The following is a 16,435-nucleotide window of genomic DNA, read 5'->3' as shown; positions in this document are numbered from 1 at the left end:
ACCCGCGGCGGCGCGCCTGCCTCGACCGACACGTTTAGCCCACGGTCGCCCGTAGCCGTACTCCCCACCGACTTCACTGCCGCGAGGACTGTAACGATTCTGTTACGCATCTCACATCCGATATCCTTATCCCGGACGGTTCCCAACCAACTGGTATGTCAGAATCGGCAGGGACCTCCGTCGTCGGCCACGACGAGCTCGCCGCGCTGAAGCGGGTCGCGCTCGACGGTGGCCTGATGGGCCCCGTCAAGATCTCCTGTTCGGGGCTCGCCTCGGGACTGGGGACGTCGAGTCAGACCGCCTCCCGGCGGCTCCAGCGGCTCGACGAGGCCGGTTACCTCGACCGCGACGTCGTGAGCGACGGCCAGTGGGTGTCGGTGACCGAAGCGGGGGAGGCCGCGCTCCGCGCGGAGTACACCGAGTACCGCCAGCTGTTCGAAGAGCCCGACGCCGTCACGCTGGAGGGGTCGGTCACCGGCGGGATGGGTGAGGGCAGACACTACATCTCGTTGCCGGGCTACATGACCCAGTTCCGCGACCGGCTCGGGTACGAGCCGTTCCCCGGCACGCTCAACGTCGATCTCGTGCCCGACAGCGTCCGGTCACGACCCGGGATCCGCTCGCTCGACGCCGTCCCCATCGACGGCTGGGAGGACGACGAGCGGACGTTCGGTCCCGCGACGTGTTACGCCGCAACGCTCAGTTCGGACGGCGAGGCGTACGAGGGTGCCCACATCATCGTCCCCGACCGGACCCACCACGACGAGACCCAGCTGGAGGTGATCGCTCCCGACCGGCTCCGCGACGTGCTGGGGCTGGCGGATGGCGACGAGATCACCGTGCAGGTCGAGGCGATCTGAGATGTCGCCGACCTCGAACACCGACCTCGACGCGCCCGAACCCGTCACCCGCGCCGTCCGGGCGTTCCGCGACGGCGGCCCGGTATTGATCCACGACGCCGCCGACCGCGAGGGGGAGACGGACATCGTCTACCCCGCCGGTGCGGTCACCCCCGACGCGGTCGCTCGCCTGCGGAACGACGCGGGGGGGCTCGTCTGCGTCGCTCTCGGCGACGGCGTGGCCGGCACGCTCGACCTCCCGTTCCTCGACGCGGCGCTGGAGCATCCGACCGCGGCCGACCACGACCTCGCGTACGACACGCGGTCGTCGTTCTCGCTGACGGTGAACCACCGCGACACGTTCACCGGGATCACGGACGCCGACCGGTCGCTGACTATTACCAAGCTCGCCGATGTCGCCGCGTGGATCGACGCAGACGACGGCTACGACCTCGCCGACTTCGCCGACGAGTTCCGCTCGCCCGGACACGTCCACCTGCTCCGTGCGGCGTCGGGGCTCCTCGACGAGCGCCGCGGTCACACCGAACTGGGCATCGCGCTCGCCCGTGCCGCCGAGCTCCCGCCCGCGGTCGTCGTCTGCGAGATGCTCGACGACGGGACGGGCGGCGCGCGGTCGACGGCCGACGCGCGGGCGTACGCCCGCCGTCACGGCCTCGTCTACGTCGAGGGCCGCGACATCGTCGCCGAGCTATAGCGCCCGCCAGCCCCGCCGGGGCTCCCACCCGAGCAGGTCCCGCGCCTTCGCCGTCGAGACCAGGCTCTCGTGCCCCTCGAACTCCTCGTGTAGCTCTACGCCGGGATACTCCCTGGCGACGAGTTCCGCGGTGGGGCAGTCGACGGTCGTGTCCGCCGCGGCCGCCCAGACGACCTCGTGGCCCGCGTGGTCCGCTTCGACGGCATGGGCGACCAGGTCGGCGGCGTCAGCCGCGTGCAGGTACGCGAAGAGCGTGTTGTGGATCGAGTGGTACGACTCGTGTTCGCGCACGGCCGCGAGCGAGCGGTTTGCCTCGACGAACGCCGCCTGGACCTCCGACTCGCGCGGCATCCACGGCACGCGCACCGAGGTGATCGTCGGGGCGTCGGTCCGTCGACCGACCCCCTCGGCGGTGACTTCCATCACCTGTTTTGCGAGTCCGTACGGGTCCCGCGGGGTGAGCGGGTGGTCCTCGTCGACCGGGAGATACGACAGACGGACGGGGTCGGGGTCGAAGCCCGCCCCGAGCGCGCTCATGCTCGACGCCAGAACGACGCTTTCGACCCCGAACGCCTCGCTGGCTTCGAGGACCTGGTACGTGCTCTGGACGGTGCTCCTGAACGTCGTGTGGCCCGGCGCTTGGTCGGGATCCGACAGCATCCCGAGGTGGACGACCGCGTCGGCGTCGCTTCTCGCGATGACGCCGTACGCGTCGCCGGGGTCGGTCATGTCACCGCGGAGGTGGTCGTCGCCGACGTCGCCACCGGAACGGGAGTTGCCGACGACGCGGTACGCTTCCTGGAGGCGAGCGACGACGGCCGGGCCGACACGGCCGGTCGCGCCCGTCACGAGGACGGTGTCGATGGACATGGCCCAACTGCGTGCGAGCGGCGCAAAAGGGTGTCCCGTTCGTGTGGCTTGTGATCAGGCCGCTTGCTGATGATTTTATAACGGTGGCCGGCTACGAGCGAGTATGAGCTTCGACGAGATGGACGTCGATACGATCTGGCAGGACGGCGAGTTCGTCGACTGGGACGACGCGCAGATCCACGTCCTGACGCACGGTCTCCACTACGGCACCGGCGTCTTCGAGGGTGTCCGGTGTTACGACACGGAGGAGGGCCCGGCGATCTTCCGCTGGGAGGAACACCTCGAACGGTTCTACCAGTCGGGCAAGCCGTACAACATGGAGATCCCTTTCTCGCGGGAGGAACTGACCGAGGCGACGCTGGAACTCATCCGCCGCCAGGACTTAGAGTCGTGTTACATCCGTCCCATCGCCTTCTATGGGTACGACTCGCTCGGCGTGAGCCCCCGGGACTGCCCTGTCGACGTCGCGATCGCCGCGTGGCCGTGGGGTGCGTACCTCGGCGAAGAGGCGCTCGAACAGGGCGTCGACGTGATGGTCTCGTCGTGGCGCAAGCACGCGTCGAGTCAGATCCCCACGAACGCGAAGACGACGGGGCTGTACGTCAACTCCCTCCTCGCCGGTGAGGAAGCGCGGAGAAACGGCTACGTCGAAGCGATCGTCCTCAACAAGGAGGGCCAGGTCGCCGAGGGACCGGGCGAGAACATCTTCCTCGTCCGCGACGGCGAGATCTACACCCCGGGACTCTCCCAGAGTATTTTGGATGGAATCACCCGACAGACCGCGATCACCCTCGCTCGCGAACACGGCTACACCGTCCACGACGACGCCACCATCTCGCGCGGCGAACTCAACACCGCCGACGAACTGTTCTTTACGGGGACCGCCGCGGAGGTCACGCCGATCAGAAAAGTCGACAACGTCGTCATCGGCGACGGCTCACGCGGCCCCGTCACCGAGGAACTCCAGCAGGCCTTCTTCGATCTCGTGGAGCGTCGCACCGACGCCCACGAGGAGTGGTTCACCTACGTCGAGTAGGCGTCACTCGCTCGCCGTCGTTGCTGCTTCGGACGGGTCGGCCGAGGAGTCGCTGCCGAGCCATCCCGCCGGGACGACGAGAAGGGCACCGGTACGCCGGAAGAGCACACGCCTGGCGGACAGCACGGGGTGTCGCCTGCGGCGTGTCGAGCAACCCCCTTCCGGGCCGCGGGGCCGTCGGTGACCGCCGATCGGGAGCGTCAGGACGACTCGGTCGTGATGTCGACCGATCCCGACGACTCGCCGTCCGAGTCGGGTTCCTCGAAGACGTCGATCTCGACGCCGTGGTCCTCCTCGGCGAACCCAGCCGAGAGGATGCGGGTGAGCGCCTCCTCGACGCGCTCGTCCGTCTCCGTGATGTCCTCCGATTCGACCTCCATCACGAAGCCGGTGGTGATGTTCGGCGCGGTCGGCATGAACAGCACCTCCCGGCCGTCCTTCGTTCGTTTGCCCGTCTTGAACGCCGTCATGCGGACGCCGGGCCACACCTCCAGACGGACGGGCTTCTGGAGGTCTTCGGTCCCCGTGAGCGCGGTTTCGACGGCCAGCTTCGAGGCGTTGTACAGCACCCGCACCAGGGGAACGCGATTCATCACGTTGTCGAGGCCGGCCTCGAAGAGGCGGCCGGCCGTCGTGCGCATCAGGTAGCCCACCGAGAGAACGAGCATCGTGAAGACGACGATGGCGACGAGGACGCCGAACGGCTGTTCGAGGTCGCGGATGACGGGCAGGGACGCGAGCTGCGAGTAGAGCCAGTTGACGACGAACAGGATCACGAGTATCGGGACTAAAACGACCAGGCCCGAGGCGAAATCGCGTCTCCACGAGGACATCACCAGACGATTGGCGGCCGGCCTTATCAGACCTTCTTTCCGCCGTCACGCTCGTCTCGCCCCGCCGGTCCGTTTCCTCTCCGTCCGGTCGTTGGCGTCGCCGCCCATCGTCGGTGCGCTCGGTCCGCAGCGCCCGCGGGCGTCACCTTCCTCGGGAGCGTCCCGGCCGTCGGTTCGACCGGAACCCGTGGTGTTTTACGCCCCGTTGTCCCAGTCGAGGACATGCTCGTCCCCCTCGTCGTCGGCGCACTGTGGGCGATGCTCCCCGCGTATGTCCCCAACAACGCGGCCGTGCTCGCCGGCGGCGGCCCTCCCATCGACGGCGGGCGGACCTGGGGCGGCCGCCGCCTCCTCGGCGACGGCAAGACCTGGCGCGGGACCGCCGCCGGCACGGTCGCCGGCAGCCTCGTCGCGCTCCTGTTGAACCAGGTCGCCCCGGTCGTCGAGCGGCTCCTCGGGTTCGCGCTCCCGGCGTTCCCGCTCCGGGTCGCGTTCACGCTCGCGTTCGGCGCGATGCTCGGCGACATGACCGCGTCGTTCGTCAAGCGACGGACGGGCCGCGAACGTGGCGCGGCGTTTCCCGGCGTCGACCAACTGGACTTCGTCGTCGGCGCGCTCGGACTCACCGCGCTCGCCGCCCCCGCCTGGTTCGCCGCGACGTTCCCCCTCCCGGTGCTCGTCGTCGTCCTCGTCGCGACGCCCGTCCTCCACGTCGTGACGAACGCCATCGCCTACCTGCTCGGACTGAAAGCCGAGCCGTGGTAGGGCGGCCATCCCCCGACGCGGCTCCCGGTTTGAGCCGACGCAGCGACCGCGCCGACAGACCACCTCGTTTATACTGTCGCGGCGACCGACACAGGTCGATGACGAACCAGGAACTCATCGCGGCGCTCACGGCCGCTGACGCAGTTCGGTTCGGCGAGTTCGAACTCGCTCATGGGGGCACCTCGGACTACTACGTCGACAAGTACCTCTTCGAGACCGACGCGCACTGTCTGGAACTCATCTCCCGGGCGTTCGCCGATCGCGTCGGCGACGCGAGGCTCGCGGGCGTCGCCCTCGGGGCCGTCCCGCTCGTGGCGGTCACGAGCGTCGAGACGGGAAATCCGTACGTGATCGTCCGGAAGAAGACGAAGGAGTACGGCACGGCGAAGCGGATCGAGGGCCGGTTCGAGGCGGGCGAAGAGGTCGTCGTCCTCGAGGACATCGCCACGACGGGGCAGAGCGCCCTCGACGCCGTCGCGGCGCTTCGGGACGCCGGCGCGGTCGTCGAACGGGTACTGGTCGTCGTCGACCGCGAGGAGGGCGCACGGGAACGACTCGCCGACCACGGCGTCGAACTGGAGTCGCTCGTGTCGGCGTCGGAACTGCTCGCCGATCACGACGTCGACGCGTCTTGACCCGACCGAGCGCGCTGGTGCTCCCACATTCGTGGATACTCTCTGGCGTGCCGTACATCGACGTATTCATACTTGCGTAGGCGTGTCGTCTGGGGTATGAACAGAGCGGAGAAGGCGGCCCTCCAGTTGCAGGCGGTCGCGGTCCTTCGGATGTTGAAGGAGACACGGACGTACGACGAACTCGCCGCCCTGACGGAGTTACCGGCGGGAGACCTCAACCGATACGTCAACGGACACGTCCTCCCGGGTGTCGACCGCGCCCGCCAGGTCGTCGACGGCGTGGGGCGCGAGGCGCTGGCGACGGAACTCGAAGCGCGGGTGACGTTCGACGACGAGGGGTACGTCGACAACTCCGGCGTCGTCTTCGATCAGTCCTTCCTCGACCTCGTCGCGCCCGTCGCGGCCAACGCCTTCGGCTTCGAGCGCCCCGACGTCGTGCTGACCGCCGCCACCGACGGGATCACCCTCGGCGCGGCGATGGCGTCGTACTTCGACGCCCGCCTCGCGTACGCGAAGAAGTCGAAGGAGACGGCCGTCGAGGAGTTCATCGAATCCCGACAGCGGCTCGACTCGGGCATCGAACTCACCTACTACCTCCCGGCGGCGGCGCTTTCTCCCGGGCAGTCGGTGCTCGTCGTCGACGACCTCATCCGCTCGGGCGAGACCCAGGAACTCCTCTTGGACATCGCCGCGCAGGCCGACGCGGACCTCGTCGGCGTCTTCGCGCTCATCGCCGTCAGTGACGAGGGCGTCTCGCGGGCCCGCGACCGCACCGATGCACCCGTCGCGTCGCTCGCGTCGTTCGACTGATCCGGCCTATTCGTACCGTCCGACTCGTACGTCCCCCTCGCGGCGTCCGTATGCACGTCCGTGTCTCTTTATCGGATGAGTTCCGTTTTCGGTCTCGTATCTATACACGAGTGTGCATTTTCGGGTGGCTGAGATGGGAACGGTTAAGTAGGCGGTTCGGGCTATGCAGAGACGTGTAACATGGGGCTGGAACAGACCCTCGTCGACTACTTCGACATCGACCAGTACGACACCACCGTCCGGACCGAGATCCTCGCCGGGGTGACGACGTTCCTGACGATGAGCTACATCGTGATCGTCAACCCCGCGATCCTCGCGGGGATCCCCGATGTGAAGCCCGGCATCATCATTCCGGGGTTCGATCCCGCCGCGGTCCGCTCGATGCTCGCCGTCGTCACCATCCTCGCGGCGGCCGTCGCCACGCTGACGATGGCGCTGTACGCGAACCGTCCGTTCGGGCAGGCACCCGGTCTCGGCCTCAACGCCTTCTTCGCGTTCACCGTCGTCGGCGCGCTCGGCATCCCGTGGCAGACCGCCCTCGCTGCCGTCGTCGTCGAGGGGCTCATCTTCATCGTTCTCACCGCCATCGGCGCCCGTGAGTACGTCATCAAGGTGTTCCCCGAACCGGTGAAGTTCGCCGTCGGCACCGGGATCGGACTCTTCCTCGCGCTCATCGGCCTCGAAGAGATGAACATCGTCGCCGCGGATCCGGCGACGTACGTCACGCTCGGCCCGGTCGCCGCCGACCCCATCGCCATCCTCTCGGTCGTCGGCCTCTTCCTCACGTTCGCGCTGTACGCCCGCGGGATCCGCGGGTCGATCATCGTCGGCATCGTCCTCACGACGGTGCTGGGGTGGATCGTCACCCAGGCCGGCCTCGTCGCCCCCGACGCCGGCCTCGTCGCCGCGCCGACGGCCGCGCAGTACGACATCACGCCGCTCGCCGGGGCGTTCGTCGCCGGCCTCGGGAACGTCGAGGCCTTCTCGTTCGCGCTCATCGTCTTCACGTTCTTCTTCGTCGACTTCTTCGACACCGCGGGCACCCTCACGGGAGTGTCGCAGGTCGCTGGCTTCCTCGACGACGATGGCAACCTGCCCGACATCGACCGGCCGCTGATGGCCGACGCCGTCGGGACGACCGTTGGAGGCATGCTCGGCACCTCGACGGTGACGACGTACATCGAAAGCGCCTCTGGCGTCGAAGAGGGCGGTCGGACGGGGCTGACGGCGCTCACCGTCGGCCTGCTGTTCGTCGCCTCCCTCGCCGTCGTCCCGCTCGCCGCGGCGATCCCGCTGTACGCCTCCCACATCGCGCTCGTCGTCATCGGCGTCGTGATGCTCCGCAACGTCGTCGACATCGCCTGGGACGACATCACCTACACCGTGCCCGCCGGCATGACGATCCTCATCATGCCCTTCACGTTCTCTATCGCCTACGGCATCGCCGCGGGCATCATCTCCTACCCGATCGTGAAGGTCGCCGCCGGCGAACTCGACGACGTCCGCGCCGGCCACTGGGTGCTCGCCGCCGCGTTCGTCGTCTACTTCGTCGTCCGCACCAGCGGCGTGCTCGCTGCGCAGGTGTAGCCCGGTACGTCACCGTCCCACGAAATATCACATTCGAAACACTCTCTGTCGCGGCTAAGTCTCACAGTAAACTGAACACCGTTCTGGCTGTTTTCACAACATATAGGTCCGTCTGCGTACACTATACGTGACAGATGCCCTCTCGTCAGCGGTGGGCCGTCCGCGTCGTCGCCCTCCTGGTCGTCTTTGGACTCCTGACTCCCGTCGCGGCCTCCGCGCTCACCTACCAGCCCGACCCCCGCTCGGATCTCCAGTCCGGCCGCATCACCAGCCCCGCCAACGGGACGACCGTCGTCAGCGTGCAGGGGTACGTCTTCGACGGCAACACCAACCCGAAAAAGCCCGCCCGCATCATCGGGATCGGTGAGCGGGGCGAGACCAAGTGGGTCCACGACGACTCGGTCGACAACGGCGCGTGGTTCTTCGACGTCGATCCGCTGCCGAACGGCAACCTCCTCGTCTCGTCGCCGCGGGCCGGCGACACCGTCGTCTACGAGTTCGACCCCGACAGCCAACGTCGCGTGTGGCAACAGGGCTTCGACATGACTGACACCCACGACGTCGATCGCCTGAGCGACGACGAACTGCTCATCGCCAACATGCGCGAGTGGAACGCCACCTCGGAGACGAGCGGCGACCGAATCGTCGTGTACAACCGCACGACCGAGGAGATCACGTGGGAGTGGTACTTCCGCGACCACTTCCCCGCGAGTACCGACGGCGGCTACAACGACGACTGGAGCCACGTCAACGACGTCGACTACATCGGCGACGACCGGATCCTGCTGTCGCCGCGGAACTTCGATCAGGCGATCGTCGTCGACATGGACTCCGGCGAAATCGTCCAGCGACTCGGTTCGGATGACGAGTACGAGATCCTCCGCGAACAGCACAACCCGGACTACCTCGTCTCCGAGGACGGCACCCCGACGATGCTCGTCGCCGACAGCGGGAACAACCGGGTCGTCGAGTACGCACGCGAGAACGGCACGTGGGTCCGGACGTGGAGCGTCGGGTCGAACACGCTCAACTGGCCCCGTGACGCCGACCGCCTCCCCAACGGGAACACCCTCATCACCGACACGCTCAACCACCGTGTGATGGAGGTGACGCCTCGTGGCGAGGTCGTCTGGGAGTACTACGCCACCTGGGGGCCGTACGACGCCGAACGCGTCGCCCACGGCGACGAGTCGTCGGGGCCGACGATCCGCGATATGAACGCGAGCGGCACGTACGACATCACCGGGAGCGCCGAACTCGCCCCCGGCGGCGACGACCGCGTCTCCTTCCCCGCGCGGATGCGCGCGACGTTCGCCGAGACGCCCATCGAAGGCCCCATGACCGCCGTCGCCACCCGCTGGGCACATCTCGCCCCGTGGTTCCGCCCCGTCTGGATGTCCAGCTGGGACTTCGCGTCCGCCCTCGGCGCGGGGTTCGTCCTCCTCGGCTGGGGGGTCGTCGAAGCCGTCGTCGCCCGGAAGCGGATCGTCGCGGCGCTCCGGAGCGCCGTCGGACGCGGTTCCAGCCAGGGGTGATCCGCGTCCTCCGACGCCGCCCGCCGTCGGATCGCCGTCGGGTCGGGCGTTCGCACTCGTCGTGACGCACACGACGGTTGTGACGCCCCCCGGCACAGCACCGCCGACCTCTTATCACAGAAGCCCCTACGCGGAGGCGATGTCAGAGCTCGTCCTCTACGAACTGCCCGGCTGTCCCTTCTGTGCGAAGGTGAAGAACAAGCTCTCCGAACTCGGTCTGGAGTACGAGTCCCGCGAGGTGCCGCGTTCGCACGGTGAGCGGACGGAGGTCGAAGAGATCAGCGGACAGACCGGGGTCCCGGTCCTCGTCGACGAAGCGCACGACGTCGACGGCATGCCGGAGTCCGGCGACATCGTCGCCTACCTCGAAGAGACGTACGGGGCGGGCGCGAGCTAACCCGGAGCCGCCGCTCCGGGCGATTACTCACTGTATTACTCACTGTCGTTCACGTCGCACGCTTCACCGATAGGGAGGGTCCCGGAACAGGTGGAGCGTGTGACATTTCTCCCCCTCCCTACGTTCGCGTAGGGCTGCCACTCGCTTAACTGTTACAATGGGCGAGATCGTGTGAACGACGCCACGCCGGGACTGTCCGGTTCGGCGACGGATCGGTCCGACCGAACGCGTTCGCGAACGTGTCCGCGCCCGATCGAGTTACGACTCGGCGGGTTCGCTCGTCCGATCGCGGATAAGATCGCGGATATCGTCGGGGTCGTCCATCGCGGCCAACTCCTCGCAGGAGACGATGGCCGTCCGGTCGACGGAGTCGCGTTTCGTCCGTTCCTCGGTGAAGTACACCGAGCGCGTCCGCGTGACCTCGCCGAGCGACGACATGATACGGGCGCGCTTCTCGGCGCTCCGGTTGAACGCCGAGTGCCCGGTGAGCACGTGCATCCGTCCCCGGCGGTCGCTGTCCTCGGAGACGGCCTTGAACGGGGCGCGCATCGTCGGGTGAACGTCGTAGCCCGCCCGCGTGAGGACGGCGACGACGTGTTCGTCGTCGGGGTCGGCCTCGGGGTCGTCGGGCGTGGGCTCGGCCTCGTGCACCTCGTCGGCACCGTCCATCACCTCGACGGGGTTCGAGAACGGTTGATCGAACAGCTCCTCCAGTTGGATCGCGACCTCGATCGAGGCGTTCATACCGTCCTCGTACTTCGAGACGGTGCGCCGGGAGACGCCGAGTTCGCTCGCCAACTGGCCGAGACTCCATCCCTTCTCCTGCCGCTCGTCGGCGAGCAGGTCGCCGTCGATGTTGACGTACAGTCCGCCGGGAGCCGCGTAGATGAGCGGCGGCACGTCCTCGATGAACAGATCCATCGCCGTGTCGGGGTTGAACACCGGCACGCCGTGTCTGAAGTAGACGACCCCCGGTTTGAGGTCCTCGTTGCGGGTGCGCATCCCGACGACGATCGGCGTCGCGTCCAGATACGTCCCGAGTCGGCGCATCTCCGCACCCGTCGCGCCGTCGAACGCGTCGATGTTCCCGAGGACTTTCAACAGGACGAGATCGTCGCCGCGACGGGCCGCCAGGTCGAAACTCTTGGGCCGGATGGCACAGCGGTCGCTCACGACGAACCCTGCGTCTCGCAACATCGCGGTGACGTTGCCGATCAGCGCGGACCGCGACATGGGTATCACTAGGCGACTCCTCGGATATATGTGTTTCTCACACGGTTGTGAGCCACGTCCGGCGATTCTCCCGTCATCTGGCCGATGTGTTTATATACGTGTTCACCGAGGGTTCGTGACCCCCTCCGCGGCCCCGACTAGGGACGTGCTCCCCGTCGGCCGTCTCTCGACTGTCCCTCGAGCGCTGTTTCGGACCGCCGCTCCGTGCGAAACGGGTTAGTCCCCCGGCGGCGAACGCCGCGGCATGACCGTCATCGCGCTCGACGACACCGACTCGCGCGAGCGCGGTATGTGTACGACGTATCTCGCGACCCGGCTGGCCGAGCGCCTCGAAGCCGACGGCGCGACGGTCGACCGACGACTGCTCGTCCGACTCAACCCCGCCGTCGAGCACAAGACCCGCGGGAACGCGGCGCTGGCGCTCCACACGTCGTGCCCACCGGACGAGGCGCTCGCTCACGCCTGCGGGGCGGTCGAGCGCTGGAGCGAGTTCGCGGACGACCGGACCAGCCCCGGCGTCGTCGTCGCCCCGAACGAGCCCGCCGCCGTCCCGTCGTCGGTGGCGACGTTCGCCCGCGAGGCCCTCGTCGATCACCACTCGCTCGACGACGCGCTCGCGCTCGTCGCCGAGCACGGCTATCTGCATCGGGGATGGGACGGCGGTCGCGGTCGGATCGGCGCGCTCGCCGCCGTTGGCGCGTGGGCCGCCTTCGACGAGTGGACGTACGAGCACATCTCCTACCGCGTCTTCGAGCGGTGCGGCACGCCGCGCGGCGTCGACGCCGACTCCGTCTTCGCGGCCGCCGACCGAGGCTACCCGACCGTCTGGGATACCGTCGACCGGGGGGAGGGCGAACCGGTCTGCGTGCCGAACGCGCCCGGCCCGATCCTCCACGGAATCCGCGGGGACGACCCCGGCGCCTGCCGGGCGGTCGCCGCCGCCGTCGATAGTGAACCGATCGACCGGAGCGCGACCTTCGTCACCAATCAGGGGACCGACGCGCACCTCCTCGACGGGGCGGCCGACACCGACCTCCGCGACGGCCGCGCGTACCGCGTCTCGGGCGTCGTCGTCGACCCGCCCGAGACCCGCCGGGGCGGCCACGTCTTCGTCGGCCTCCGCCGCAACGACGCCGAGACGGCGACCGCCGGCGGCCACTCCCTCGACTGCGTCGCCTTCGAGCCGACTAAACGGTTCCGCGACCGGGTGCGGGCGCTCCGAGTCGGCGACCGACTCACCGTCTGCGGCGAGGTGTCGCGCGGGACGCTGAAACTGGAGAAGTTCGCCGTCCGGTCGCTCCGCAGGGACGCGCCCGCGACGCCGGTCTGCCCCGACTGCGGACGGACGATGAAAAGCGCCGGCCGCGGGCAGGGCTACCGCTGTCGCGACTGCGGGACGACGGGGGAGAAGGAATCACGACGGATCGATCGCGACCTCGAACGCGGCTGGTACGAGGTACCGCCCTGCGCGCGTCGACACGTCGCCAAACCCCTCGTTCGTGGGGGATTCGACGCGCCGACGCATCCCGAGCGGTAGCCCGTCGGCCACTAGTCGAACAGCGCGAGCGCACGGTCGAGCCGCCCGGGAACGTAGTCGAAGGCGAACTCCACCGTCGAAAGGTCCTCTCGGTGGACGAACCGCGCCGCGCGGGCGTCGGTCCCCGGCGAGAGCGCGCCGGTGGTCTCGCGGCGCTTGACCGTGTAGCCGATCGTGACGACGTACTTCTCACCCCACGGCACCATCTGGAGGGCGTCGACGAGCGTCAATCCCCCGGGATCGACGCCGAGCCCCGTCTCCTCTTCGAGTTCGCGGGCGGCCGCCACCGCGGGTCGTTCGTCGACTTCGAGGTGACCGCCGGGGTCACACCACCGCCCGGCACCGGGGTCGATCCGACGCTGCACGAGGAGGACCGAGTCGCCGTCGACCACGACGACGGCCGCGCCGGGGACGGGGTTGCGGTAGACGACCCGGTCGCACGACGGACAGCAGTGTCGCGGACGGCCCTCCCGTTCGACCGTCGTCAGCTGGTGCCCACAGTGCGGACAGTACGAGGGGACGTGCGTGACCATTTCTTATCCCTTCAGGCCGCTGCCGGTGAGTGCGACGACGACGTCGTCGCCCCGGTCGAGGACGCCGCGTTCTCTGAACGTGCGAAGCGCCGCGGGCGCGACCGCACACGTCGGCTCGGTGTAAAAACCGTGTCCGTGGAGCGCGTCGAGTTCCCGCTCGACGGTCGTCTCGGAGAGCGCGACGACGTCCCCGTCCGTGTCGTCGATCGCCTCCAGGATCGCCGCGCGCTGGACCGGATCGCGGATCTGGATCCCGTCGGCGACCTCGTTCGTCCCGTCGGGCGACGAGCCGTGTACCGCCTCGGCGACGGGCGCGTAGCCCGCGGCCTGTGCGCCCAGCAGTCGGGGGATCCGGTCGGTCCACCCCGCCTCGACGAGCGCGCGGAAGCCGCGGTACGCCCCCAGAAAGAGCGTCCCGTGGCCGAGCGGCGTCACCACGGCGTCGGGAACGTCCCACCCGCGCTGGGCGGCGATCTCGAGCGCCATCGTGGCCGTTCCGGCGAAGAAGGCGGGGTTCCACGCGTGGCTCGCGTACCACCCGTCGCCGCGCTCGACGGCCGCGACGCAGGCGGCGGTGACGTCCTCCCTGGTGCCCTCGACGCGGACCGGCGTCGCGCCGGCGCGCTCGATCGCCCGCAGTTTCGACTCCTTCACCCCGGCCGGGACGTAGATCTCCGCCTCGACGCCGGCGCGGGCGGCGTAGGTTGCGACGGCCGCGCCCGCGTTGCCCGACGAGTCCTCGACGACCGTGTCGACGCCGAGTTCGACCGCTCTGGAGAGGGTCGTCGCCGCGCCGCGGTCCTTGAAACTCCCGGTCGGGAAGACGTACTCCAGTTTGAACGTCGCGTCCCATGCCTGGGCAGACACGAGCGGCGTCCACCCCTCCCCGAGCGTCACTGCCCGGGCGACGGGCAGGAACGCCTCGAACGCCCAGAGCCCACGATCGCGGTCGAGTTCGTGCCGAGGCGGTGCCGGGGAGTCGGGGAGCGGTCGCTCGGCGAAGTCGAGCGGCGCGCCGCAGGAACAGCGCCAGCGGTCCTCGTAGATAGCGCTGCAGTCGCGACAGCGGAGAGCCGTGGTCATCACCCGACCCTTCGAGCCGCCGCGCCCAATGTGTTCCGGGACGGTTCGGTCGTCGTCGACGGGGGGTCGTCGTGGTCGCTGCCGTCGCCGGCCCCTTCCCACGCGCCGATGGGAGCGACTCTCCGACGACCGACAGGGAGCTGCGAGGCTCCTGCGTCGCTGTTCGCGGCACGACCGGCCGACCAGGGGACGAACGTTTTTGCTCGAGCTTTTTTTGCCGCGACCGGCCCGAAGGGCCGTGGTGCGCCGGAAAAAAAGTCGTTCAGTAGGTATCGATGTTCGTCCCGACGGAGCAGACGTACTCGCCGGTGGCGACCTGCGGGAGCCGCCGCGTGCGCCAGAAGATACCCGAACTGTCTGCCGTGACGCGCGCTTTCAGCGTCCCGAACGGATCGGTCACTCGAAAGAGGGTGTCGCCGATCTCGACCTCCTCGGTGAGTTCCTTCTCGAAGTGGACGAGTCCGCCGCTGGGCGAGCCGTACTGGTCGAACCCCTTCGCGCGGGTCTGCGGGCCGGGGTCGACCGTGCCGTCGAGGAAGCCGTAGCCGCGGAGGACGTTGAACACGCCGTCGACGCCCCGCTGGATGCTCGTCTCGTCCCAGCCGACGCTCCCGCCGAGTTCGGGGTCGATCGTCGGGATCCCCTCGTCGGGGCCGGCGCGGGCGATCTGGCCGTCGGGCCCCTTCTGATCGAGGATGTAGCCGCAGTCGAACGTCTTCGCCAGCCGCAGACACTCGCGGTAGAGGCGGTGACGCGAGCCACACCGGACGCGCGTCTCGTCGATCATCCGGCTCGTCGATCCCTGGTGGAGGTCGAGAATGAGGTCCGCGCGCCGGGCCGCCTGGAACGTCGCGTGGGTGATGCGTTCCGAGGAGGTCCCGTTCTGGTCTCCGGGGTAGGTCCGGTTCATTTTCCGGTCGTCGATGGGGTTGCGGTGCTGGGCGACCTGGAACGCGTGGTAGTTGACGATGCCGACGAAGAGCACCGTTCCGGAGAGTTCCGTCGGATCGAGCCGTGGCACGACGCGGCTGATGACGCCGACGCCGTTGAGTTCGTCGCCGTCACTGACCGCCTGCACGTAGAGCGTATCTCCCGGCTCGGCTCCGTTGACGACGGCGACCGGAAGCCCGATCGGACTCCCGTCGCGCGTCTCACCGACTTCGAGCCGTCCCGTCGCCACCTCCCCGGGGGCCGCGTTCGCGCTTCCCAGTGTCGTCATTATGGGACACTGGTCCGGCCCCCTCTTTATGCGTTCGGTCCCGGCGGGCGAGCGATGTCGCCCGGCCGCCGGATTCGTTTCTCGTCGGGTCACATAGTATAAACCGTGTAACAAAATTTATCTCATTGCGTATCGTATTGTAATATATGTCCGACGACTGCCGAGCCGCGAGGGGGGTGCGCGAGCCGGCGGTGATAGACACGCTCCCGCGACTCAAACGACGCGGCTGTAACCTGCTCGTCACGGGCACCGTCTCCGACGCGACGGCGAACCGGGCCACACGGCGGCTGCTCGGCGCACCCGACGTCGAACGCAAGCGGATCCTCGTCCGGACGGTCGACGCCCCGCCGGTCGCCGAGTTGCTCCCGACCGGCGTCACGGCCGACGACTCGTCCGTCCGCGTCTTCGACTACCGACCGACCGGCGTGGCGTGCGACTCCTTCGGCTCGCTCGGCGGGCTCGCCAGTGCCGTCTCCAGCGCCGTCGACGACTTCGCCTCGCGCTCGACGCCGCTCGTCGGGGGGGAACTCCGCCTCTCGATTCCGTCACTCGGCTCGCTCGTCGCCACCCACGACATCGCGTCCGTCGAACGGTTCCTCCGGCGGACCACCGACGCGGTCGTCGGGGCCCGAGGGATGGGCCACTACCGCTACCCCGGGCCGCGAGTCGACGTCGCCACCCTCCCGCTCGACCGACTGTTCGACGGCTTTGTCGACCTCCGCGAGCACGCCCGTCCGCAACAGCGCCTGTCCCTGCCGACGACGCCGCCGACGGAGTGGGTCGACCTCTAACAGGGCCTCCCGAGCCC

17 protein-coding genes are annotated in these 16,435 nt (G+C 68.7%); 11 read left to right on the top strand and 6 right to left on the bottom strand.

Annotated elements, in window-relative coordinates:
* Positions 1–155 precede the first annotated feature (155 nt).
* Positions 156–860: a DUF120 domain-containing protein gene (locus NKJ07_RS13465; protein WP_318567327.1), complete on the top strand. Its 705-nt coding sequence runs from the start codon at positions 156–158 to the stop codon at positions 858–860.
* A gap of 1 nt (position 861) precedes the next feature.
* The gene (ribB, locus tag NKJ07_RS13460) at positions 862–1,554 is read left to right on the top strand and encodes a 3,4-dihydroxy-2-butanone-4-phosphate synthase (RefSeq protein ID WP_318567326.1); all 693 of its coding nucleotides are present in this window, start codon (positions 862–864) and stop codon (positions 1,552–1,554) included.
* Here ribB and NKJ07_RS13455 read toward each other — a convergent pair.
* A complete protein-coding gene (locus NKJ07_RS13455; protein ID WP_318567325.1) occupies positions 1,549–2,424 on the bottom strand; it encodes an NAD-dependent epimerase/dehydratase family protein in 876 nt (291 codons plus the stop codon). The two genes, ribB and NKJ07_RS13455, sit on opposite strands and share 6 nt — an antisense overlap.
* A 103-nt stretch (positions 2,425–2,527) precedes the next feature.
* On the opposite strand from NKJ07_RS13455, the gene NKJ07_RS13450 reads away from it, so the two are divergent.
* Positions 2,528–3,460, top strand: a complete 933-nt coding sequence (locus NKJ07_RS13450; RefSeq protein ID WP_318567324.1) for a branched-chain amino acid transaminase — start codon at positions 2,528–2,530, stop codon at positions 3,458–3,460.
* A gap of 200 nt (positions 3,461–3,660) precedes the next feature.
* Here the strand turns inward: NKJ07_RS13450 and NKJ07_RS13445 are convergent, their stop codons facing one another.
* Positions 3,661–4,293, bottom strand: a complete 633-nt coding sequence (locus tag NKJ07_RS13445; protein ID WP_318567323.1) for a DUF502 domain-containing protein — start codon at positions 4,291–4,293, stop codon at positions 3,661–3,663.
* A gap of 222 nt (positions 4,294–4,515) precedes the next feature.
* On the opposite strand from NKJ07_RS13445, the gene NKJ07_RS13440 reads away from it, so the two are divergent.
* From NKJ07_RS13440 to NKJ07_RS13415, 6 genes are all read left to right on the top strand, one after another.
* Entirely contained in the window at positions 4,516–5,058 is a 543-nt protein-coding gene (locus NKJ07_RS13440) for a CDP-2,3-bis-(O-geranylgeranyl)-sn-glycerol synthase (RefSeq protein WP_318567322.1), read from the top strand.
* Positions 5,059–5,156: 98 nt separating this feature from the next.
* Positions 5,157–5,693, top strand: a complete 537-nt coding sequence (pyrE, locus tag NKJ07_RS13435; protein WP_318567321.1) for an orotate phosphoribosyltransferase — start codon at positions 5,157–5,159, stop codon at positions 5,691–5,693.
* Between the two features lie 96 nt (positions 5,694–5,789).
* Positions 5,790–6,503 carry a phosphoribosyltransferase family protein gene (locus tag NKJ07_RS13430; RefSeq protein ID WP_318567320.1) on the top strand — a complete coding sequence of 238 codons (714 nt, stop codon included), beginning with the start codon at positions 5,790–5,792 and terminating at the stop codon, positions 6,501–6,503.
* Positions 6,504–6,683: 180 nt separating this feature from the next.
* On the top strand, positions 6,684–8,090 hold the full coding sequence (locus NKJ07_RS13425) for an NCS2 family permease (protein WP_318567319.1): 1,407 nt from the start codon (positions 6,684–6,686) through the stop codon (positions 8,088–8,090).
* Positions 8,091–8,224: 134 nt separating this feature from the next.
* Positions 8,225–9,625, top strand: coding sequence for an aryl-sulfate sulfotransferase (locus NKJ07_RS13420; protein ID WP_318567318.1), 1,401 nt, complete (start codon positions 8,225–8,227; stop codon positions 9,623–9,625).
* Positions 9,626–9,764: 139 nt separating this feature from the next.
* Positions 9,765–10,022, top strand: coding sequence for a glutaredoxin family protein (locus NKJ07_RS13415; RefSeq protein WP_318567317.1), 258 nt, complete (start codon positions 9,765–9,767; stop codon positions 10,020–10,022).
* Positions 10,023–10,280: 258 nt separating this feature from the next.
* On the opposite strand, the gene NKJ07_RS13410 is transcribed toward NKJ07_RS13415, so the two are convergent.
* Positions 10,281–11,255, bottom strand: a complete 975-nt coding sequence (locus NKJ07_RS13410) for a transcriptional regulator (RefSeq protein WP_318567316.1) — start codon at positions 11,253–11,255, stop codon at positions 10,281–10,283.
* Positions 11,256–11,499: 244 nt separating this feature from the next.
* Between NKJ07_RS13410 and NKJ07_RS13405 the strand changes: the two genes are divergently transcribed.
* The gene (locus NKJ07_RS13405; protein WP_318567315.1) at positions 11,500–12,792 is read left to right on the top strand and encodes a tRNA(Ile)(2)-agmatinylcytidine synthase; all 1,293 of its coding nucleotides are present in this window, start codon (positions 11,500–11,502) and stop codon (positions 12,790–12,792) included.
* A gap of 11 nt (positions 12,793–12,803) precedes the next feature.
* Here NKJ07_RS13405 and NKJ07_RS13400 read toward each other — a convergent pair whose 3' ends face one another.
* From NKJ07_RS13400 to NKJ07_RS13390, 3 genes are all read right to left on the bottom strand, one after another.
* Complete coding sequence (locus NKJ07_RS13400; RefSeq protein ID WP_318567314.1) at positions 12,804–13,325, bottom strand: NUDIX hydrolase; 522 nt, start codon at positions 13,323–13,325, stop codon at positions 12,804–12,806.
* Positions 13,326–13,328: 3 nt separating this feature from the next.
* Positions 13,329–14,408, bottom strand: coding sequence for a pyridoxal-phosphate dependent enzyme (locus tag NKJ07_RS13395; RefSeq protein WP_318567313.1), 1,080 nt, complete (start codon positions 14,406–14,408; stop codon positions 13,329–13,331).
* 262 nt (positions 14,409–14,670) lie between these two features.
* Complete coding sequence (locus NKJ07_RS13390) at positions 14,671–15,627, bottom strand: succinylglutamate desuccinylase/aspartoacylase family protein (RefSeq protein WP_318567312.1); 957 nt, start codon at positions 15,625–15,627, stop codon at positions 14,671–14,673.
* Between the two features lie 146 nt (positions 15,628–15,773).
* Here NKJ07_RS13390 and NKJ07_RS13385 point away from each other — a divergent pair, with 146 nt between their 5' ends.
* Positions 15,774–16,418: a DUF7504 family protein gene (locus NKJ07_RS13385; protein WP_318567311.1), complete on the top strand. Its 645-nt coding sequence runs from the start codon at positions 15,774–15,776 to the stop codon at positions 16,416–16,418.
* Positions 16,419–16,435: the final 17 nt, after the last annotated feature.

The organism is Salinigranum marinum (assembly GCF_024228675.1).
GTDB classification, from domain to species: domain Archaea; phylum Halobacteriota; class Halobacteria; order Halobacteriales; family Haloferacaceae; genus Salinigranum; species Salinigranum marinum.
Note: the sequence above shows the minus strand (reverse complement) of the source record. Positions and strands in the feature narration are given on the sequence as shown.